The 20,331-nt window shown below is 73.8% G+C and carries 19 protein-coding genes and 3 pseudogenes; 13 read left to right on the top strand and 9 right to left on the bottom strand.

What is annotated here, in order from left to right; genetic code table 11:
- Positions 1–75 precede the first annotated feature (75 nt).
- Positions 76–1,281: an MFS transporter gene (locus tag HCN51_RS26480; protein WP_206067834.1), complete on the bottom strand. Its 1,206-nt coding sequence runs from the start codon at positions 1,279–1,281 to the stop codon at positions 76–78.
- Between the two features lie 73 nt (positions 1,282–1,354).
- On the opposite strand from HCN51_RS26480, the gene HCN51_RS26475 reads away from it, so the two are divergent.
- The 4 genes and pseudogenes from HCN51_RS26475 (at position 1,355) to HCN51_RS26460 (ending at position 5,920) form a co-directional block, all read left to right on the top strand.
- Positions 1,355–1,918 carry a CGNR zinc finger domain-containing protein gene (locus tag HCN51_RS26475; protein ID WP_206067832.1) on the top strand — a complete coding sequence of 188 codons (564 nt, stop codon included), beginning with the start codon at positions 1,355–1,357 and terminating at the stop codon, positions 1,916–1,918.
- A 225-nt stretch (positions 1,919–2,143) separates the two neighbouring features.
- Positions 2,144–3,673 carry an AMP-binding protein gene (locus tag HCN51_RS26470; protein WP_168012626.1) on the top strand — a complete coding sequence of 510 codons (1,530 nt, stop codon included), beginning with the start codon at positions 2,144–2,146 and terminating at the stop codon, positions 3,671–3,673.
- Positions 3,674–3,730: 57 nt separating this feature from the next.
- Positions 3,731–5,119 (top strand): amino acid permease, encoded by a 1,389-nt coding sequence (locus HCN51_RS26465; protein ID WP_168012624.1) that lies wholly within the window; start codon positions 3,731–3,733, stop codon positions 5,117–5,119.
- Positions 5,120–5,206: 87 nt separating this feature from the next.
- Positions 5,207–5,920: pseudogene (locus tag HCN51_RS26460) on the top strand (sigma-70 family RNA polymerase sigma factor).
- A 37-nt stretch (positions 5,921–5,957) separates the two neighbouring features.
- Here the strand turns inward: HCN51_RS26460 and HCN51_RS26455 are convergent.
- Positions 5,958–6,536 carry a helix-turn-helix domain-containing protein gene (locus HCN51_RS26455; RefSeq protein WP_346433807.1) on the bottom strand — a complete coding sequence of 193 codons (579 nt, stop codon included), beginning with the start codon at positions 6,534–6,536 and terminating at the stop codon, positions 5,958–5,960.
- 94 nt (positions 6,537–6,630) lie between these two features.
- On the opposite strand from HCN51_RS26455, the gene HCN51_RS26450 reads away from it, so the two are divergent.
- Positions 6,631–8,241, top strand: a complete 1,611-nt coding sequence (locus HCN51_RS26450) for a bifunctional NAD(P)/FAD-dependent oxidoreductase/class I SAM-dependent methyltransferase (RefSeq protein WP_168012620.1) — start codon at positions 6,631–6,633, stop codon at positions 8,239–8,241.
- A gap of 69 nt (positions 8,242–8,310) precedes the next feature.
- Positions 8,311–8,514, top strand: coding sequence for a hypothetical protein (locus HCN51_RS26445; protein WP_168012618.1), 204 nt, complete (start codon positions 8,311–8,313; stop codon positions 8,512–8,514).
- A gap of 7 nt (positions 8,515–8,521) precedes the next feature.
- Here the strand turns inward: HCN51_RS26445 and HCN51_RS26440 are convergent, their stop codons facing one another.
- Entirely contained in the window at positions 8,522–9,145 is a 624-nt protein-coding gene (locus HCN51_RS26440; RefSeq protein ID WP_222107203.1) for a flavin reductase family protein, read from the bottom strand.
- 61 nt (positions 9,146–9,206) lie between these two features.
- On the bottom strand, positions 9,207–10,418 hold the full coding sequence (gene manA, locus HCN51_RS26435; RefSeq protein ID WP_346433806.1) for a mannose-6-phosphate isomerase, class I: 1,212 nt from the start codon (positions 10,416–10,418) through the stop codon (positions 9,207–9,209).
- 144 nt (positions 10,419–10,562) lie between these two features.
- On the opposite strand from manA, the gene HCN51_RS61485 reads away from it, so the two are divergent.
- Together HCN51_RS61485 and HCN51_RS26425 are read left to right on the top strand one after the other, a co-directional pair.
- A complete protein-coding gene (locus HCN51_RS61485; RefSeq protein WP_168012616.1) occupies positions 10,563–11,195 on the top strand; it encodes a TetR family transcriptional regulator in 633 nt (210 codons plus the stop codon).
- Positions 11,196–11,197: 2 nt separating this feature from the next.
- On the top strand, positions 11,198–12,118 hold the full coding sequence (locus tag HCN51_RS26425; protein ID WP_168012683.1) for an ABC transporter ATP-binding protein: 921 nt from the start codon (positions 11,198–11,200) through the stop codon (positions 12,116–12,118).
- Positions 12,119–12,128: 10 nt separating this feature from the next.
- Here the strand turns inward: HCN51_RS26425 and HCN51_RS26420 are convergent, their stop codons facing one another.
- From HCN51_RS26420 to HCN51_RS63070, 4 genes are all read right to left on the bottom strand, one after another.
- Positions 12,129–13,520 carry a cytochrome P450 family protein gene (locus tag HCN51_RS26420; RefSeq protein ID WP_168012614.1) on the bottom strand — a complete coding sequence of 464 codons (1,392 nt, stop codon included), beginning with the start codon at positions 13,518–13,520 and terminating at the stop codon, positions 12,129–12,131.
- Positions 13,521–13,525: 5 nt separating this feature from the next.
- Positions 13,526–14,617: an FAD-dependent oxidoreductase gene (locus tag HCN51_RS26415; RefSeq protein ID WP_168012612.1), complete on the bottom strand. Its 1,092-nt coding sequence runs from the start codon at positions 14,615–14,617 to the stop codon at positions 13,526–13,528.
- Positions 14,614–15,540, bottom strand: a complete 927-nt coding sequence (locus HCN51_RS26410) for a cucumopine synthase-related protein (RefSeq protein ID WP_346433805.1) — start codon at positions 15,538–15,540, stop codon at positions 14,614–14,616. Before HCN51_RS26410 ends, HCN51_RS26415 begins: the two co-directional genes overlap by 4 nt.
- Before the next feature lie 126 nt (positions 15,541–15,666).
- Positions 15,667–15,921 (bottom strand): helix-turn-helix domain-containing protein, encoded by a 255-nt coding sequence (locus HCN51_RS63070; protein WP_428981551.1) that lies wholly within the window; start codon positions 15,919–15,921, stop codon positions 15,667–15,669.
- Here HCN51_RS63070 and HCN51_RS63065 point away from each other — a divergent pair.
- The 4 genes and pseudogenes from HCN51_RS63065 to HCN51_RS62380 all read left to right on the top strand — a co-directional run.
- Positions 15,803–16,147, top strand: a pseudogene (locus HCN51_RS63065) (molybdopterin cofactor-binding domain-containing protein); the annotation flags it as partial. The gene HCN51_RS63070 and the pseudogene HCN51_RS63065 sit on opposite strands and share 119 nt — an antisense overlap.
- Before the next feature lie 79 nt (positions 16,148–16,226).
- Positions 16,227–16,463: pseudogene (locus tag HCN51_RS63060) on the top strand (molybdopterin cofactor-binding domain-containing protein); the annotation flags it as partial.
- A gap of 133 nt (positions 16,464–16,596) precedes the next feature.
- Entirely contained in the window at positions 16,597–16,875 is a 279-nt protein-coding gene (locus HCN51_RS59770) for a hypothetical protein (protein ID WP_240973260.1), read from the top strand.
- 123 nt (positions 16,876–16,998) lie between these two features.
- Complete coding sequence (locus HCN51_RS62380) at positions 16,999–17,820, top strand: MOSC domain-containing protein (RefSeq protein WP_168012608.1); 822 nt, start codon at positions 16,999–17,001, stop codon at positions 17,818–17,820.
- A 19-nt stretch (positions 17,821–17,839) separates the two neighbouring features.
- Here HCN51_RS62380 and HCN51_RS26390 read toward each other — a convergent pair whose 3' ends face one another.
- Positions 17,840–19,036 (bottom strand): cellulose-binding domain-containing protein, encoded by a 1,197-nt coding sequence (locus HCN51_RS26390; protein ID WP_206067828.1) that lies wholly within the window; start codon positions 19,034–19,036, stop codon positions 17,840–17,842.
- Positions 19,037–19,517: 481 nt separating this feature from the next.
- Here HCN51_RS26390 and HCN51_RS26385 point away from each other — a divergent pair, with 481 nt between their 5' ends.
- The gene (locus HCN51_RS26385) at positions 19,518–20,321 is read left to right on the top strand and encodes a hypothetical protein (RefSeq protein WP_168012606.1); all 804 of its coding nucleotides are present in this window, start codon (positions 19,518–19,520) and stop codon (positions 20,319–20,321) included.
- Positions 20,322–20,331: the final 10 nt, after the last annotated feature.

The following is a 20,331-nucleotide window of genomic DNA, read 5'->3' as shown; positions in this document are numbered from 1 at the left end:
CGATCCTCTTCCGCCTGGGACCACGCCGTTCGATTGACTAACGGGCGCATGCCCACTAGGGTGAGCCGACGTTCACTATAGCGCAGCGGCCGCCCTCGCGATCAGCGACCTGCGCAGCAGCGGCCTGATCACCGCGAGCTGGGCCGCCGCCAGCAGGAGGCAGGTGAGGGCCAGGGTGCCCCACAGCCCCGCCGGCCCCGCGCGATCGAGGAGCTGCGTGCCGCACAGGGGCGCCAGCACGGTGGCGAAGCCCCACGAGATGCCGAAGACCGACAGGTAGCGTCCGCGCGCGTCCTCGGGGGCGAGGTCCACGACCAGCGCGTAGCTGCGGCCGAACATCAGCACGTCGCCCGCGCTCCACACCACCGTCGCGGCCAGGTGGCCCGCCAGCCCGTCCGCCACCGCGTAGCCCGCCAGGCCGGTGGCGAGGAGCAGGTAGCCGCACGCCATCGCCGCGTGGTGGGACAGCGCCGCCGTCCGCCGCACCAGAGGCTGGCAGGCCACCATGGTGACGGCCGCGACGGCCGACAGCAGCCCGGCGTCGGCCGCCTCCAGGCCGCGCCGCGCGAGCGCCAGCGGCATCGCCATCCCGACCTGCATGAAGATCACGGCGGAGAGGGTGCCGGACAGGAGCAGCAACAGGAGCCCGCGATCCCGCCACGCCGACCCTCTGCGGGCGGGCAGGCCATCGGCGCGGTGCGGAGGGTGGGGGCGGTCGGCGGGCAGGACGAGGCGAACGACGATCGCGCAGAGCACGCAGCTCACCGCGTCCGCCACGAACAGCCAGCGCAGGTCCCACCGGCCCAGGCCGGCGGCGATCAGGCCCGCGCCCATGCCGCCCACCGCCAGTGCCGTGTTGAACAGGCTGAACGCCCGCGCCTGCTGGGCCGGCCGCACGGCGTCAGCGATCATCGCCTGGGACGGCGGCTCGTAGAGCTCGAAGACCAGCCCGAGCAGGACGGCGAACACGGCGACCATCGCCACCGACGACGACAGCGCGATGCCCGCCTGCGCCAGCGCGCACCCTGCCAGCCCGGCCACGATCGTGCGGCGGCGGCCGAACCGGTCGGCCAGCACGCCGCCCAGCAACCGCGAGGGGATCGTGGCCAGGCCGAACGCGGCCGAGATCGCGCCCGCGGCGACCGCGCCCACCCCGAAGCCGGAGGTGATCAGGACCGTGAGGAAGCCGAGCGAGAAGGCGCCCAGCCGGTTGATCGCGCGCGCCAGCACGAGCCACCACACCGTACGCGGCAGGCGCTCCGTACGCTCGATAACCGGCATGAACGCCTCCCGCGTGACCGACCAAGCTGCTAACGTCGGTCACGAACCTAGAGCGCGAAAGGTGACCGGTCAAGTGCTGTTCGATAGTCACGTGGCGATCCTGCTCGACACCGCGGTCTCGCTCGTGAACGTCCTCACCGACGGCGGCGACCGCGGCAAGCCGTACGCGGCCCCCAAGGGCGACGCGCTGCCCGGCGCGATCAGCGCCGTGCTGCCGGGCGGCGTGCCGGTGTCGCCCGAGGAAGCCCTCTACCTCGCCGGCACCACGCTGAAGGTGCGCCGCGTGTTCGAGGCCATGGACGAGGGGCGCGAGGACGACGCCGCCGCCGTCGTCAACGCGCTCGTCATCAGCACCGGCGCCCGGCCCCAGCTCGACCGGGCGCCGGGGGAGCCGTGGCAGGTGCACTTCCACGGCGCCGACGACAGCCTCGCCGTCGGCTGGAGCGCGGGCATCGCCTCCGCCCTGACCCTGGCCATCGGCAGCGACCTTGGTGGCCGGCTCGGCCTCTGCCAGGCCCGGCAGTGCGACCGCGTCTACGTGGACGCCTCCCGCAACGGGGTGCGGCAGTTCTGCTCCCGCTCGTGCCAGAGCCGCACGAAGGCGGCCGCCTTCCGCGCCCGCCACGCCGCCCGCTGAGGTTCCCGGGACGTCGGCGCGTGGTTCTGGCGGGCGCCGGAGTCCCAGGGGGCGCGGCAGGAGGGGCGGCGGGCGCGCGGGCGCAGGCGCAACGTCAGCGTCACCGTGGTGCCCGCGGGCAGCTCCACCGCCAGGCACGCCCCGCCCCCGGCGCCTGAGGGGTTCCCCGGGCGGGGCCGCGTGCGTCAGCATGCTTGAGTGCGGACCCGGCGGAGGGATGAGCGCATGCTGTCGTACGAGCCCCTGACCCCCACCAGCTTCCTCGAACGATCGGCCACCGTCTTCGGCCCGCGGCTCGCGGTCGTGGACGGCGGGCTGGAGCTCACCTACGCCGAGCTGTGGCAGCGCGTCCAGCGCCTGGCGGGCGCGCTGGCCACGGCCGGGGTGCGGCCCGGCGACCGGGTGGCGGTGCTCGCGCTCAACGGGCACCTGCTGCTGGAGTCCACGTTCGGCGTGCCGGCGGCGGGCGCCGTCATGGTGCCGCTGAACATCCGCCTGTCCGCCGGCGAGCTGGCCTACATCCTCGGTCACGCCGAGGTGACGCTGCTCCTGCACGACGACGCCCTGACCGGCCTGGCCCGGCAGGCGGCCGAGGGGACCGAGGTGCGGCTGATGTCGGCCACCGCCTGTGAGACGCTGCTGGCCGTGGCCGAGCCGCTGCTGGTCAGGGTGGAGGACGAGCTGGCGCCGCTGTCCATCAACTACACCAGCGGCACCACCGGACGCCCCAAAGGCGTCGTCTACCACCACCGCGGCGCCTACCTCCAGGCGCTGGCCATGGCCCTGCACACCCGCCTCGACGCCGCCTCCTCCTACCTGTGGACGCTGCCGATGTTCCACTGCCACGGCTGGTGCTTCCCGTGGGCGGTCACGCTGGCCGGCGCCCGGCACGTCTGCCTGCCGAGGATGGAGCCGGAGGAGGCGTGGCGGCTGATCCGCGCCCACCGCGTCACCCACCTGTGCGGCGCGCCGACCGTTCTCACCTCGCTGCTCGCGCACGACGACGCTCCGGCGCGGGCCCTGGACCCGCGCCTGCTCGCCTGCGTCGGCGGCGCGCCCCCGAGCCCCGCCCTGCTCGGCCGGGCGCTGCGGGCCGGCATCGACGTGATCCATTTGTACGGGCTCACCGAGACGTACGGGCCCGTCGCCATCTGCCAGCCCCAGCCCGAATGGCCCGGCCTGCCGGTCGAGGAGTCGGCCGCGCTGACCGCCCGCCAGGGCGTGGGCAACGTGATCGCCCAGCGCCTGCGGGTCGTCGGCGACGACGGCCGCGACGTGCCCGCCGACGCCGCCACCGTCGGCGAGATCGCGGTGCGCGGCAACGACGTCATGCTCGGCTACCACCGCGACCCGGCCGCCACGGACAAGGCCGCGCCCGACGGCTGGTTCCGCACCGGCGACCTCGGCGTGCTGCACCCCGACGGGTACGTGCGGATCGTGGACCGCGCCAAGGACGTCATCATCTCCGGCGGCGAGAACATCGCCTCCGTCGAGGTCGAGAACGTGCTGGTGGAGCATCCCGGCGTGCGGGAGGCCGCCGTCGTGGCCCGGCCCGACCCGCACTGGGGCGAGGTCCCGGTCGCGTACGTGAGCCTGGCCGCCGGGGCGCGCGCCACCGAGGCCGAGCTGATCGAGCACGTCCGCGCCCGCCTGGCGCACTTCAAGGCGCCCAAGGCGGTGACCTTCTGCGAGCTGCCCAAGACCTCCACCGGCAAGATCCAAAAGAACGTCCTGAGGCAGCGCGCCGCAGGTTAGCCGCCGTCCAGGAGGGAAGGGCCCAGCCACGGAGCACGGACGGGTCAAGGGGGCGTCATGGTCTCTTCGCGCAGCGTCTTCCGGCGCAAGCCCGTGGCACAGATCGCCACGGAGCACGAGGGGGAGCTGTCCAGGTCGCTCGGGCTGTGGCAGCTCACCGCCATCGGCGTGGGCGGCATCATCGGCGCGGGCATCTTCGCGCTGGCCGGCGCGGTCGCCAACGAGAGCGCCGGCCCGGCGGTGCTCGTGTCGTTCCTCATCGCGGGCATCGCCAGCGCCGCCGCCGCGCTCTCCTACGCCGAGTTCGCCGGCCTGATCCCGAAGGCCGGCTCCGCCTACACCTACGGCTACGCCGTCCTCGGGGAGATCGTCGGCTGGTTCATCGGCTGGGACCTGCTGCTGGAGTACACCGCGATCGTCGCCGTCGTGGCGATCGGCATCTCCGGGTACTTCGGCTTCCTCGTCCAGCAGCTCGGCCTCACGCTGCCCGCGTGGTCGCTCGGCGCGCCCGGCACCGGGCCAGGGCACGTGGTCGACCTGTTCGCGGCGGTGCTGTGCCTGCTCATCGCGGCCCTGCTGAACCTCGGGATCCGCGCCGCGGCCAGGTTCGAGACGTTCGTGGTGGCCATCAAGGTAGCGGTCGTGCTGCTGGTCGTCGTGGTCGGCTTCTTCCACATCAACACCGCCAACTACACCCCGTTCTTCCCGTTCGGGGTCGGCGGCGCCATCACCGGCGCGGCCACCGTGTTCTTCGCGGTGTTCGGCTACGACGCGATGAGCACCGCGGCCGAGGAGTCGCGCGACGCGCAGCGGCACATGCCGAAGGCGATCATCTACTCGCTGCTCGTCTCCATGGTCCTGTACGTGCTGGCCTGCCTCGTCCTGACCGGCATGCAGAACTACCGCGACATCGACCCGGAGAGCGGCTTCTCCTCGGCCTTCGCCGCCGTCGGCCTGTCGGGGCTGGCGTCGGTGATCGCGGTCGGGGCCATCGTCGGCATCCTCACCGTCATGTTCACGTTCATGCTCGGCGTCACCCGCGTCTGGTTCTCGATGAGCAGGGACGGCCTGCTGCCCGCCTGGTTCGCCCGGCTGCACCCGGTCCGCAGGGTGCCCACGCGCGTCACCTGGATCGTGGGCGTCGCCTCGGCCCTCATCGCCGGGTTCCTGCCCATCAAGGAGGCCGCCGAGCTGACCAACATCGGGATCCTGCTGGCGTTCGTCGTCGTGTGCGTGGCGGTGATCGTGCTGCGCTACCGGCAGCCGGACCTGCCGCGCACGTTCCGCACGCCGTGGATGCCCGTCGTGCCCGCCGTGGGCGTGCTGTTCTCGGTCTGGCTGATCACGTTCCTGTCGCCGGTGACGTGGCTGCGCTTCGCCGTCTGGTTCCTCATCGGGCTGGTCGTCTACTTCGCCTACAGCAAGCGGCACTCCGTCCTGGAGTGACCGCTCCGAAGTGACCGCGTCACATCGGCTCGCTCCCGGACGTCAGTGTGGTGACCGACGTGAGACGGCGAGACGAGGCAAGGCCCGATGAACGATCGTGAATTCCTGGCAGACCGGTTCGAGGCGCACCGGGGGCACCTGAAGGCGGTGGCGTACCGCATGCTGGGCTCGCTCACCGAGGCCGAGGACGCCGTGTAGGAGGCGTGGCTGCGGCTGAGCCGCAGCGAGCACGACGAGGTGCGCAACCTCGGCGGGTGGCTGACCACCGTCGTCGGCCGCGTCTTCCTCGACATGCTGCGCGCCCGCACCTCGCGCCGCGAGGAGCCGCTGGAGGGGCGCATGCCCGACCCCGTGGTCAGCCCCGCCTCCGGGCCCGACCCCGAGCAGGCGGCGCTGCTGGCCGACTCCGTCGGGCTGGCGCTGCTCGTGGTGCTGGAGTCGCTGGCCCCGGCCGAGCGGCTGGCGTTCGTGCTGCACGACATGTTCGCGGTGCCGTTCGAGGAGATCGCGCCGCTCGTCGGCCGCTCCCCGGCCACGGCCCGGCAGCTCGCCAGCCGGGCCAGGCGGCGGGTGCGCGGCGCGGACAACGTGGCCGGCCAGGCGCTCGCCTTCCGCCGCTACGCGCCGTCCACCGCGCATGCCGCGCTGGTCAACGGCCTGGCCGGGGTGGTCAACACCGTGAACGGGGAGCCGTCGGCGGTCATGAGCTTCACGATCGCGGGCGGCCGCATCGTCGAGATCGACATCCTCGCCGACCCGGCCCGGCTGGCCCGGCTCGACCTGGCCGTCCTGGGGGACTGAGGCTCGTTCACGGCGGGCGCTTTCCGGCGTGCATCCGTCAGCGGGCGGCGGGGCGGGCGCGGACGTGCATGCGCTCGCCCTGCGGCCCGAACAGGGCCAGGACCTCGGTGTGCCCGTCGGCCTCGTTGACGAACGCGTGCGGCGTCCGGGTGTCGAACTCGGCCACCTCACCCGCCGCCAGCACCACGTGATGCGTGCCGAGCAGCAGCCGCAACCGCCCGGACAACACGTACAGCCACTCATAACCCTCGTGGACCTGCTGCTCCGGCTCGTAGCCCGGCCACCCCGGCGGGTAGATCTGCTTGAACGCCTGCAGCCCGCCGGGCCGCCGGCTCAGCGGCACGTACGTCATGCCGTGCCGCTTGACCGGCCGCATGTGCACCCTCGGGTCACCGGTCACGGGGGCGTCGATCAGCTCGTCGATCTGCACCTGGTAGGCGTCGGCGAGCAGCAGCATCATCTCCAGCGTCGGCTTGCGCCCGCCGGACTCCAGCCGCGACAGGGTGCTCACCGAGATGCCGGTGCTCCTGGACAGCTCCGCCAGCGTCGTGCCCCGCTCCTGCCGCATCGCCCGCAGCCGGGGACCGACCGCCTTCAGCACCTCATCGAGTTCCACCCGCCCCACTTTGCCATTCCGGCAACGAAGTTTGTCAACCGGGCCGCGCCTGGCGCACAGTGGCGCAGCAGTGAACGAGTGAGAGGAGCCGCGCATGGACGCGACGTACGACGTGGTGGTGATCGGTGGCGGGGCCGCCGGGCTGAGCGGGGCCCTCGCGCTGTCCCGGGCGCGCCGCAAGGTGCTGGTGATCGACTCGGGGCAGCCCAGGAACGCGCCCGCGCAGGGCGTGCACGTCCTTCTGGGGCACGAGGGCGTGCCGCCGCGCGACCTGCTCGCCACCGGCCGGAAGGAGATCGCCGGGTACGGCGGCCACCTCGTGACGGGTACCGTCACGGCGGCGGAGCGGCTCGGCGACGGCCGCTTCCGCGTCACCCTGGACGACGGCACCGGCGTCAAGGCCGCCCGGCTGCTGGTCGCCACCGGCCTGGCCGACGAGCTGCCGCCGGTGCCCGGCCTGGCCGCGCGATGGGGCCGCGAGGTGCTGCACTGCCCGTACTGCCACGGCTGGGAGGTGCGCGACCAGGCCATCGGCGTCCTGGCCACCAGCCCGCTGGCCACCCACCAGGCGCTGCTGTGGCGGCAGTGGAGCGACGACGTGACCCTCTTCCTGCACACCGCCCCCGAGCCGGGGGAGGAGGCCCGCGAGCAGCTCGCCGCCAGGGGCGTCGCCGTCGTCGAGGGCGAGGTGGCCGCCGTCCTGGTGGACGACCACGACCGGCTCTCCGGCGTGCGGCTGGCCGGCGGGCGCGAGGTGCCCCGGCAGGCGCTGGCCGTCGGCACCCGCCTGCACGCCCGCCTCGACGGGCTCGCCGGGCTCGGGCTGGAGACGGCCGAGCAGGAGATGAACGGGTTCGTCGTCGGCACGTACGTGCCCGCCGACCCCATGGGCAAGACCGGCGTGCCCGGCGTCTACGTGGCCGGCAACGTGCACAACGTGGTCGACCAGGTCGTCAGCGCCGCCGCGGCCGGCGTGCGGGCGGGCGCCGCCATCAACGCCGACCTGATCGCCGAGGAGGCCCGCGCCGCCGTGGCCGCCCGCCGCGCCGCCATCGCCGCCACCCCGCCCGGCCGCATCACCGAGGGCCTGACGGACGAGGACTTCTGGGACGGCCGCTACCGCCAGAGTGAGCGGATCTGGAGCGGCGACCCGAACGCCATCCTCGTCCGCGAGCTCTCCGACGTGCCGCCGGGCACCGCGCTGGACCTCGGCAGCGGCGAGGGCGGCGACGCCATCTGGCTGGCCGGCAAGGGCTGGAAGGTCACCGCCACCGACCTGTCCGGCGTCGCCCTGCGCCGCGCCGCCCGCCACGCCGACGAGGCCGGCGTGGGCGACCGCATCGACTGGCAGCAGCACGACCTCGGCAAGACCTTCCCCGAGGGCACCTTCGACCTGGTCACCGCCTGCTACCTGCACTCCTCCGGCGACCTGCCGCGCCAGGCCATCCTGCGCCGGGCCGCCGCCGCGGTCGCGCCCGGCGGGCTGCTGCTGGTGGCGGGGCACGCGGGCTTGCCGGCCTGGCAGCAGCACGACCACCCGGACGTGCACCTGCCGACGCCGCAGGAGGTGCTCGACTCTCTGGAGCTGCGGGAGGGGGAGTGGGAGGTGCTGCGCCGCGAGGAGTTCGACCGCACCCAGACCGGCCCCGACGGTCAGCCCACCACCCGCACGGACAACGTGCTCCTGATCCGCCGCCTGCCGTAGGCCGGTGTCCGCCTGGCCGGATGAGGCCGGATGTGGCCGGATGTGGCCCGGCTGGGTGCTGACCGGGCTGTGGCTGCTGTTCTGGGCGTCCCGCTCCCGTACACCAAGGAGCCGGCCTTCGACGGCGAGCTGCCGCGCCTGTACCTGTGGGTGCAGAACGGCGGGGCGGACGGCGTGGTCGAGTGCCGGATCAAGGTGGACGGCCGGGTGGTGCGGGAGGCGGAGAGCAGCGGCCCGTACGGGGTGTGCACGGTGACCGCTGACGCGCCGTAGAGCCGTCCTAGAGCGGGGCGCCGTCGAGGGTGGGGGTCTGGCTGCGGTAGGAGTGGCCGAGCTGCGGGCCGAGGCCGAAGTAGTGGCGGAAGTTGTAGATGAGCGGGCTCCACGCGGCCGGGTCCACGTGCTGGGTGCCCGGGACGACGAGGCGCGGGTCGGCGTGCACCTTGGTGACGGCGGCCTCGACGATGACGAACGAGGCGGAGGCGTCCGGGCGTACGCTCCGCGCCCGCGCCTCGAACTGCAGCGGGCACTCGGCCACCCGCGGTGGCCGCACCTCGTCGGAGGGTTCGGGCCGCAGGCCGGCGGCGCGGAACTTGTCGGGCTCGTAGCGGCAGCCGGCGTGCTTGGTGTCGGGGACGGGAAAGCGGCCGGTCAGGGGCGCCAGCCGTTCCACGGCCTGCCATTGGTGCGGGGCGGGCAGGTTGATCACCAGGTCGGGGCGTTCGGCGAGGTTGCGGGCGCTCTGCCCCTCGGCGCCGAGGCCGAGCACGACGACGTCGCCGAGCGCCCAGGCCGACGACATGGGCGCGAGGTTGGCGGTGCCGTCCGGGTTCTCGGTGGACAGCAGCACGACGGGGGTGCCGAAGTACAGGATGCTGGGCTCGATGGTCACATGATCGGTCACGGATGGAGCGTAGGGACGGGACGTTCAACCGGCGGCCGAAGCGTTCCCGTCCCTTGGAGATCTACAACGTAAAGGCGCCGGGCTGGGCGACGTAAATCGTCCCCTTGCCGGAAACCACCGGCGACGCGGCAGCGGCCGGGACGAAGGCGGACTGGCCCGGTCGCAGCGTCAGGTCCTCGCCCACGCGGGCCTCACCCACGCGGGCCTCACCCACGCGAGCCTCGCCCACGCAGGCCTCGCCCTCCACGCACAGGACGATCGCCGGCACGCCGCCCGGCAGGGCGTGGGCCCCCGCGAGGTCGTAGCGGGTGAGGGCGAACTCGGGGGCGGGCGGCCGGTAGTCGTAGGCGCCCGAGCCGTCGGCCGCCGGCTCGACCCGGTGCGGGGCCGACGGGGTGAAGTCGACCACGCGCATCAGCTCCGGCACGTCCACGTGCTTGGAGGTCAGGCCGCACCGCAGCACGTTGTCGGAGTTGGCCATGATCTCGACGCCGATGCCGCCGAGGTAGGCGTGCGGGACGCCGGCGCCCAGGTAGAGCGCCTCGCCGGGGCTGAGCGTGACGTGGTGCAGCAGGAGGGCGGCCACGATGCCGGGGTCGCCGGGGTAGGCGCGGGCGATGCCGGCGTAGGCGGCGAGATCGGGGTCCCGCGACTCCAGCAGGGCGGCTTCGGTCTCGGCGCGCAGGGGGCGGGCGGCGTCGCCGAGCATGGCGGCGAACACCTCCCGCAGGGCCTGCCCCGGCTCCCCGGTGCGCAGGGTCTCGATCCAGGGGCGCAGGCCGGGCACGCCGAGCCGGTCGAGCAGGCCGGCGGTGGCGGCGGGCGGGCGGAAGCCGCACAGGCCGTGGAAGGGGGTCAGCGCGCAGACCATCTCGGGCTTGTGCGAGGCGTCCTTGTACGTGCGGGCGTAGTCGTCCAGCGGGATCCCGCGCGCGTTCTCGTCGGCGAACCCGGCCTCGGCCTGCGCGCTCGTCGGGTGGACCTGGAGGGAGAGCGGCCGCTCGATGGCCAGGACCTTGAACAGGTAGGGCAGGACGGGGCCGAACCGCTCGGCGCAGCGCTCGCCGAGCGTGGCGGCGGGGTCGCGGGCGATGAGCTCGTTCAGCGGGACGCCGTCGGCGGTCGAGGGCGCTCCGGGGTGGGCGCCCATCCAGAGCTCGGCCTGCGGCTCGCCGGTCGGCTCGGTGCCGAACAGCTCGGGCAGGGCGGTGACCGAGCCCCAGTCGTAGGGGCGGATGGTCGTGGCCAGGCGCATGGGCGTGGCGTGTGGCACGGCGGTGGCTCCAATCGTCGTCGTGTGGAGCGTAGAACGTGAAGGTGTCGCGCGCGTGGCCGGGTGCTGGACGAGCGACTATACGTGGATATAGTTTGCTTTTCACAGGAACAGTAGGCTGTACGAGCGAACAGGAGGGGTGGGGTGACGACCACCGCACCGGACCCGGAGGACCTGACGGCCCGCGCCCGCATCAGGGACGCGGCGCTGCGCCACTTCGGCGAGCACGGCTTCGAGCGGGCCACGATCCGCGGCATCGCCGAGACCGCGGGCGTGTCGCTGGGCCTGGTGCGCCACCACTTCGGCTCCAAGCAGGCGCTGCGCGAGGCGTGCGACGAGCACCTGATGAAGGTCATGCACCGGCTGCACGAGGAGGCGGCGAGCCGGCCGCTCAGCGGGCTCAACCCCGTCGCCGCCATGGGGCCCTATCGCGACTACCTGGCGCGGGCGCTGACCGAAGGGTGGGCGGCGCCGTTCTTCGACGAGATGGTGCGCATCGGGGTGCAGTGGTTCGAGGAGGCGGAGAAGGACCTGCCGGAGCCGCCGGACGTCCCGGCGCGGGCGCGCGCGACCGTGATCGCGGCGATGTCGCTGTCGTTCACCGTGCTGACGCGGCACGTCGAGCGCGGGCTGGGCGTGTCGCTGGAGACCACGGAAGGCCAGCACGAACTGCTGCGCACCCTGCTGTACGTCTACTCCCACCCGCTGCTCACCCCCGAAGAGGCCGCCACGGCCCGCGCCGCCCTCGAAAAGGGCGCCACCACAGGAAGGGCATGACCATGACCGACGCCATCGCCGTCTCCGGGCTGCGCAAACGGTTCGGCCGGAGCACGGCGCTCGACGGGCTCGACCTCACCGTGCGCGCGGGCGAGGTGCACGGCTTCCTCGGCCCGAACGGCGCGGGCAAGAGCACCACGATCCGCATCCTGCTCGGCATGGTGCACGCCGACGCCGGCACCGCCCGGCTCCTGGGCGGCGACCCGTGGGCCGACGCGGCCGAGCTGCACCGGCGCCTGGCGTACGTGCCCGGCGACGTGACGCTGTGGCCGGCGCTGACCGGCGGCGAGACCATCGACCTGCTGGGCCGGCTGCGCGGCGGGCTCGACCGGCGGCGCAGGGCCGAGCTGCTGGAGCGCTTCGACCTCGACCCGCGCAAGAAGGGCCGCGCCTACTCCAAGGGCAACCGGCAGAAGGTGGCGCTGGTGGCGGCGCTGGCCTCCGACGCGGAGCTGCTGGTGCTCGACGAGCCCACCTCGGGGCTCGACCCGCTGATGGAGGAGGTGTTCCGCGAATGCGTCAGGGAGGAGCAGCGCCGCGGCGACCGTACGGTGCTGCTGTCGAGCCACATCCTGGCCGAGGTCGAGGCGCTGTGCGACCGCGTGACGATCATCCGTGACGGGCGCACGGTCGAGACCGGCACGCTGGCCGGGCTGCGGCACCTGAGCCGCACCTCGATCGAGGCCGACCTGGCCGGGCCCCCCGACGGGCTGGCGGACCTGCCGGGAGTGCACGACCTGACCGTCACGGGCGGGCCGGCCGGTGACCGGGTGCGGTTCACGGTCGACACGGCGGAGCTGGACCCGGTGCTGCGCCGGCTCACGGCCGCGGGCGTGCGCGGCCTGGTGAGCCGGCCGCCGACGCTGGAGGAGCTGTTCCTGCGCCACTACGACCGTGAGCCGAGGGCTGCTGCGGCGGGCTGAACAGAAGAGTTCAGCCGGCGCGCGGGCCCAGCAGGACCGGCATGGTGCGGGTGCTGTTGCCCAGCAGCGTGTCCAGTGGCGGCAGCTCCGTCACCGGCCGGACCAGCGTCATCTCCGGGAACGCCTCGAACAACGCCTTGATCGCGATCTCGCCCTCCAGCCTGGCCAGCGGCGCCCCCAGGCAGAAGTGCGGCCCGTGCCCGAAGGCGAGGTGCGTGAACTGCGGCCGGGTGACGTCGAAGACGCCGGCGTCCTCGCCGTACTGGCGCGGGTCCCGGTTGGCGGAGGCGAAGCAGGCCAGGACGGGCTCGCCGGGACGCAGCCGCACCCCGTCGATCTCGACCTCGCGCTTGGCGTAGCGCATCGGGAAGTAGGCGATCGGCGAGTCCCAGCGCAGCGTCTCCTCCACGGCGGCGCTGTAGGGGCACTGCCCGGAACGCAGCAGGTCGAGCTGCCCGCGCTCGGTGAGCAGGGCGCCGATCGCGTTGGTGATGAGGTTGACGGTGGTGACGTGCCCGGCGATGAACAGCAGCTCGATGGTGGCGAACAGTTCGTCCTCCGACAGCCGCCCGCCGTCCTTCTCGTGCAGCGCGAACAGGTCGCTGATGAGGTCCTCGCCGGGCGTGCCGCGGCGCTCCTCGATGATCCGGTCGAGCAGCTCGCGCAGCTCCTTGCGCAGCTCCGGCGAGTCCTCCAGGCCGCCGACCTGGGCGACGGCGTCGGTGAGCCGGTGCAGGTCGTCCTGGTGCGCCTCCGGGATGCCGATCAGCTCGGAGATGACCTCGCGCGGCAGCGGGTAGGCGAACTCCAGGCGCAGGTCCACCGGCTCGTCGGGCGGCATCCCGGCCAGCCGGTCGATCAACCGGGCGGTCAGCTCCTCGATGCGCGGGCGCAGCCCGTTCAGCCGCCGCTGTGAGAACGCGGTGGTCAGCGGCATGCGCAGGCGGCGGTGCCGCTCGCCCTCGGCGTTGAGCATGGACGTGTCGGTGACGATGCGGTCGATGGCCGTGCCGGGCGGCAGCGCGTCGCGTCCCGACCAGTGGTGCAGCTCCCTGGTCAGGTCGGGGTGGGTCAGGACGGTCATCAGCGTGTCGTACCGGGTGGCGGCCCAGGCGGGCACGCCTTCGGCGGTGACGGGCACGACCGGGCCGGCCTGCCGCAGCCGCTCGTTGTCGCCGTGCAGATCGGGAGTGGCCGGATCGAGCACGAACCGCTCCTGCCCGCCCTCGCCCGCCCGGTCGTCAGGGCGGTCGTCAGGGCGGTCGTCAGGGCGGTCGGCGCGCCTGGTACGGTCGCCGCCGGCGGTGCGGCCGGTCTGGTCGAGGCGGTCGTCGCCGTCGGACGGGTCGGAGTAGCCCGCCGGGTTGAAGCGGTGCGCGTGCTCGGAGTGCTGGTCGGTCATGGCGGTCATCCCGTCCGTCGTGCGCTCATCGCCAGCGCGGCCACGTCCATGCCGGGGTCCCGGTCGAGGTAGAGGTCGCGGACCAGCTCGCCGGCGGCCGGCGCGTTGCACAGGCCGTGCCCGGAGAAGCCGGTGGCGTACAGGAAGGCCGGCGGGCCGGGCTGGTGGCCGATGAAGGCGGTCTTGTCGGGGCTGGCGTCGCGCAGGCCGGTGACGGCGGTGTGCAGCGGGATGCCGGCCAGGCTCGGGTACGTCTCCGCGATCCGCGCGGCCACGTCCCGGCGCCACGCCTCCCGGTCGGCGCCCGGGTAGCCCATGCCGATGAGCAGCCGGTCGCCGCGCGTGCGGATGAGCAGGCCGCTGGCGGCGTGCAGGGTGACCGGGATCTCGGGCGTGCCGGGCGGCAGCGGGTCGGTGGTGAGCAGCTCCTGCTCGATCGGCTCGGTCAGCGGCAGGTCCACGCCCGCGCACCGGACCAGCGAGGCCGACCAGGCGCCGGCGGCGCACACGATGGCGTCGGCGGACAGCTCGCCGTCGGCGATCCGCACGAGCCCGGCCTCGGCGTCGATGGCGGTGACGGGGCAGCCGGTACGCAGTGCCGCCCCCGCCTGCTCGGCCGCCTGCGCGTAGGCGGTGACGATGGCGGTGGTGTCGGAGATGTAGGCGTCGGGCGAGTACGCGGCGGCGGCCAGCGGCAGGTCCCCGATGAGCGGGTTGCGCTGCCTGGCCTCCTCCGCGCTGATCAGCTCGACGTCCACGCCGGCGGCCCGCTGGGCGGCCAGGTCGGCGTTGAACGCGGCCACCTGGTCGGGCTCGGTGAACAGCACCAGGTAGCCGACCTGCCGCAGCGGCAGCTCGGCGCCCGGCCTGGTGGGGAAGGCCCGGTACGCCTCCAGGCTGCGCACGGCCAGCGCGGAGCTGATCGGGTTGCCGGCGAAGTAGGAGCGGACCACGTCGGCGGTGGCGCGGGAGGCGCCGGAGCCGAGCTCGCCGCGCTCCAGCAGCGTCACCTCCACGCCGGCCTCGGCCAGGTGGAAGGCGATCGACAGCCCGATGACGCCGCCGCCGATCACCACCACCTTGGAGCGCGCGCTCACGTGGCCGCCACCGTTCTGCGCAGGTGGTCGCCCGCCTGCCACGGGAACAGGTGCGAGTTCCAGCCGCCGAGGCAGTTGCAGTAGAGGGCCATGTGGGCCATGACCGCGACGAAGTCCTCGTGGTCGTCGAGCCGCTCCAGCCCCGACAGCAGCCGCTGCGTGAAGTCCCACAGGCGGTCGAGGCCGCAGTAGCCGAGGAACTCGGCGGGCGTGTGGGCGAGCTGCCTGGTCATCTGGCGCAGCCACGGCATCGGCATGCCGTCCAGGGCGGCGCGGACGAGGCCGCCGTAACAGCTGTAGCCGAGCGGGCGGGTCTCGCCGTTGACGAACAGCAGCGTGGTCAGGACCGTCTCGTAGCTGCCGGCGCGCGACGGGATGCGGCCGGAGTGCAGGTCGAGCAGCTCCTGCGGCGGGGTGAGCCAGATGCGCTCGGTCTCGGCGTGCACCTCGGTGACCAGCCGGTTGAGCTCGGGGTCGCCGATGGGCAGGCGGGGCAGGACGTGGCCGCCGGGCTCGCCGGCGCGGCGGACCTCGGCGATGACGGGCTGCTTGGTCTCGTAGACCGAGCGCCACACCTCCTGGCCGGCCTGGGCGAGGGCGTCGAGATCGGAGTCGACGACCTTGCCGATCGGCGTGGCGGACATGGGCTCGGTCAGCTCGCCGTACTTGATGCCCAGGTGCTGCAGCCTGGAGCAGAACAGCGTGCCGTCGGGCACGGTGCGGCGGTCCACCTTGTACTCGGCCGGGGTGTGCAGCAGCGAGTGCACCGGAGCGACGTGGTACAGGTGGTATCCGGCCACCAGGGCGTGCCCCTGGAGGCTGCGGTAGGGCAGCCCCTCCCACAGGGCCTGGGCCAGGGAGGGGTTGCGCTGGTCGAGTTCGGCGGCCACGGTGATGCCGATGCCGGGCCACGAGATTTCCACATGCTTAGTATCGTTCACAGTACGTCACTCTAACGTCACAATTTGTGGCGATAGAGGGCGGGGCTGTGGTATTTACCGGGAGATGACTTCACCGGGAAACAGCAGCTCAGGGCACCGGTGGCCGGGTCAGGAGGCGGCCGGCTGGAGGCGCGCGGCGTCGCGGCTGGGCGGCAGCCCGTACTGGCGGCGGTACTCACGGCTGAACCGGGACGGGCTGTCGTAGCCGACGCGGTGCGCGACGGCGGTGACGTCCTGCGGGCAGGTGGCCAGCAGAAGCCGGGCGTGCTGCAGGCGCACCTGCGACGTGACGGCGGAGCTGGCCGGCGCCGAGGTGGTCGTCGCCGAGCGGTACCGCACGCCGGAGGAGCACCGCGGCGCCATGGAGCCGCATTCGGCGACCGTGTGGTGGGAGGGCGAGCGGTTGCAGGCCATCAACTCCGACCAGGGGCCGTTCGCCGTGGCGCGCGCCCTGGCCGCGCTGTTCCGCCTGGAGCCGGCACGGGTGCGAGTGCGCACGGAGCACGTCGGCGGCGGGTTCGGCTCCAAGGGCATGTGCGGCCCGCAGCTCATCCTCTCGGCGATGGCCGCGACGCTGTTCCGCCGGCCGGTACGGGTGACGCTGACCCGCGCCCAGGTGTTCCTGGCGACCGCCATGAGGCCGATGACCGAGCAGGTCGTCGACGGCGTCGATCACCGCCGAGCCGGACGGGACGTACAGCGTGCTCGTCGGCGCCACCGACCTCGGCACGGGCGCGCGCACGGCGCTGACCGCGATCGCCGCCGGCGCGCTGGGCACCACCGTCGAGCGGATCCGCCTGCGCATCTCCGACAGCGAGCTCGGCCCGGCGTGGGGCGCGGGCGGCTCGCGCGGCACCACGTCCTGGGCGTGGGCCATCACGGAGGCGGCGGCCGGGCTGCGCGCCCGGCCGCGCGACCCGGACCGGCCGGTGACGGTCACCGCCGACACCACGGGCTCGCTCGCGGGGCTGGCCGCGCTGGAGCGGCACTCCTTCAGCGCCGTCTTCGCCGAGGTGACCGGCCCTGCACGAGGAGGGCGTGCGCGACCCCGTCTCGGGCCGGCACGTCAACGCCGACTTCGCCGGCTACCACATCGCCGCGCACGCCGACGTGCCCGACGTCGAGGCCGGGTTCGTGGACGATCACGAGCCGGGCATCCCGCTGGGCATCAAGGGCGTGGGCGAGATCGGCAACGTCGGCACGGCGGCGGCGATCGCCGACGCCGTCTGGCCCGCCACCGGGACCCGCGTGCGGACGCTGCCGATCCGGCTCGACCGCGTCCTGGAGGACGGCGTCCATGAACGTTTCATGCCCTGATCGGGGGCGGCTTCTTGCGGCGGCCACGTCGCGGAAGCTCATCCGCCCGGGTCGGGCGGGCGGCCTCTCGGCGTGATCGCCGGGCTCTCGTGAAGGGGGCTTCGTGCGGCGTACGGTGGCGGGGTGCAGCTTGCTGAGATCCGGAAATATCCGGTCAAGTCGGTTTCTGGGCGGGCGGTGGCGGCGACGGTCGTGGAGCCCTGGGGGCTCGCGGAGGACCGCCGCTGGGCCGTCGTCGACGAGCAGGGCGGCGTCCACTGGCTCGGCGAGAACCCCCGGCTGCTGTCCGTCGTCGCCGCCGTCACCGACGAGGACGGGCTGCTGCTCGACGCGCCGGGCATGCCCCCGCTGAAGGTGCCCCCGGCCGCCGGGGAGAGGGTCCCGATCGGTTTCGCCGAAGTGGACGACGTCGTGCTCGCGCACCCCGACGCGCACGCCTGGTTCACCCGCCTGCTCGGCAAGCCGGCCCGCCTGGTCTGGCTCGACGACCCCCGCCGCTGCGCCGTCCCGGCCGCCCACGGCGGCCTGCCCGGCGACGTCGTCCACCTCGCCGGCGACGCCCCCGTCCTGCTCACCTCCCGCTCCTCCCTGCGCCGCCTGGACGAGTGGATCCTCGAAGGCGCCGCGGAACGCGGGGAGGACCCGCCCGCCCCGCTCGACATGGCCAGGTTCCGCCCCAACCTCGTGATCGACGGCGCACCCCCGTACGCCGAGGACGACTGGCGCGAGCTGCGCATCGGCCCGCTCACCTTCCGCGTCACCGAGCACTGCGATCGTTGCGCCGCCACCACCTACGACCCGGTCACCTTCGCGCGGGGCAAGGAGCCCCTGCGCACCCTCGCCCGCCACCGCCGCTGGGACGGCAAGACCTGGTTCGGCATCCGCCTGGTGCCCCGGGGCCGGGGCGAGCTGCGCCTCGGCGACCCGGTCACCGTCCTGGCCTGACAGCGGGCGAGGGCCCGGATCAGCACGACAGCGGGGACGAGCTCACGGCCAGGTCGTCGTACCAGAGGGTGTCGCTGTCGTTGGCGTAGCTCTCCCAGCCCAGCCGGAGCGTGGCCGGGCGCGGGGCGGCGGCGCGGCGCAGCCACTGCGCGTCCACGTCCTGCGTGGGGACGCCGTCCACGCGCAGGCCCGCCACCTCCTGGTCGTCGACGTACGTGCGCATCGACCGCTGCGTGGTGTCGATCTCGTAGCGCAGGCAGATCCAGCGGCCGACCGGCAGCGGGGTGCTCAGGGCGACGCCCGCCGGGCTCTGCTCGGGCAGGGTGGCGTCGTCGGACTCGCGGTTCCACTGCAGGGCGCCGTTCTGGCCGCCGATGCGCAGGTCGCGGTTGCCGTCGTTGGCGTCGGCCATGGTGATCATGCTGATGTGCGTGGCGGGCAGCGCCGTGGTGTGGCGGATCCACACGCGGGCGTGCACGACCGGGCCGATCTTGGAGACGTCGCGGGTGGTGGCGGCGAAGACGTGGTTGCAGTAGCCCGCGCCGCCCTGGATGCGCAGGGACTTGGACCCGCTGCGGGCGACGGAGGTGTCGATGGTGGCGGTGCCGGTGCCGGAACAGTTCGGCGTGGTGACCTGCCACTCGCCGGACGGGGTGCCCGACTGGTCCTCGAACCCGGAGCAGATCGGCGCGTCCCCGCAGCCCGGCGGAACGGTCGGGGTCACCGTGGGGGTCACTGTGGGAGTCACGGTGGGAGTCACCGTGGGGGTCACGGTCGGGGTTGGGGCGCCGTTGCAGGGGGTGTCGTTGAGCGCGAAGTCGGTGGGCGCCGGGTTCGCCGCCGACCAGGTGCCCTGGAGGCCGAACTCGACGGCGCCGCCCGTGGGCAGGGAGGCGTTCCAGGCGAGGCCGGCCGCCGTGACGACGGTGGCGTTCTGCTCCACCTGGGCGTTCCACCCGCCGGTGACGTGCTGGCCTCCGGTGTACGTCCAGCGCAGCCGCCATCCGCTCAGCGCCGGCCCCTGGTTGGTCACCTTCACCTGAGCGGTGAAGCCGCCCTGCCACTGGTTGACCGTGTAGTCCACCCGGCAGCCGGTCTCCGCCGCGGCGGGGACGGTCACGACGAGGCCGGCGAGCGCCAGGACCGCGGCGCAGGCGGCGGCGATCCACAACCGCACGGCCGCGGGACGGTCCATGGCCACAGGGGGACGAGTCATGCGTCGCTCACCTTCCTGGTTCGTCTGGTGGGAGCGCTCCCAATCGGCTCCGGCGACGATGATTTGCGGTGCGGCCGGTGCTGTCAACGCCCGCTGCCGCCGCGCCTGCCGCCACCAGCGCCCCGAGCCGTCCCGCCCGTGAACCTTTCACCCGGGCGCTCCCGCCCCGGGGTGAGCGCTCGTCCTGGGGTCCGTTACGATGGGTGAGCTTTCGTCACCGAGTGGCCGCTTCCGGGATCCGTCCGCGCGTCGGCAAACCTGTCCGGGGCCAAAGGTGGTGCGCTCGCCGGTAAAGATCCGCCCATTCGGCGGCGGGTCGGCGGGGCCCGCCCAGGTGACGAACCTAGACTCATCACCACGAACCCCCCGGATCTGCCCAGCCTGGTGGGCGCACCAACTCCGCTCGTTCCCGCATGCGTTGTTCGTCGCCCTTACTCGGCTTTTGCACAAATCGATCAATCAAGAAGGGAACTGGGCCGGGATGGGCGACGTTCAGCGGAAGTTCGAGTTGACCGGACCGCAGATCGCGGGCAGCGCGCTGGCCGGGGCCACCGCCGCGGTCGCCGCCTCCTGCCTCGGAGTGGCCGGCACCGTGATCGGCGCGGCGCTGGTCAGCGTCGGCACGACGGTGGGCACCACCGTGTACGCGCACTACCTCGAACGCACCCACCAGAAGGTCAAGCAGCACACGGAGAACGCCCAGCGCGGGCACACCGCCGCGAAGGCGCCGGCCGTCGCGGTCATGGAGGCCGAGCCGGCACGGGGCGAGAGGGTGCCGTGGGGCAGGGTGGCCGCCGCAGCCGGAGTGGTGTTCGCCGTCAGCATGGGCGGCATCCTGGCGTACCAGACCGTCACCGACCGGACCGTGGCCGAGCAGCTCACCGGCAAGCCCGCCCGTCCGGCCGCCCGCCCCAAGCCGCAGGTCGTCAAGGGCACGGGCGCCGGCCTCGACGTCCCCGACCGCCCGCTGCGGACGGCGGCGACCCGCTCGGCGAGCCCACCCCCGAGCCCGCCGGAATCCCCGGCGGACGTCTCCCCTTTCACCCCGGCACCGGTCGTGAGCGCGACCCTCGCGACGATCACGACGCCGGCCGCCGACCCCACTCCGGCCCCGGCGCCCTCGGCCACGCCCGGCGCTTCAGGCGCCCCCGCGACCGGCACCCCGTCACCTCGCCAGACCCCGAGTCCCCTCGGCACGGCACCCGAACCGCAGCCCACCGACCCGGCCGACCGGCGCCCCGCGCCGACCTGCCGCCCCGCCGGCGACCAGCCATCCACGTGCTGACCTAGGGGCC

The sequence above is a fragment of the Nonomuraea composti genome (assembly GCF_012034275.1).
GTDB classification, from domain to species: Bacteria; Actinomycetota; Actinomycetes; order Streptosporangiales; family Streptosporangiaceae; genus Nonomuraea; species Nonomuraea composti.
The sequence above is the reverse complement of the archived record's forward strand: the minus strand, read 5'-3'. Positions and strand labels throughout refer to the sequence as shown.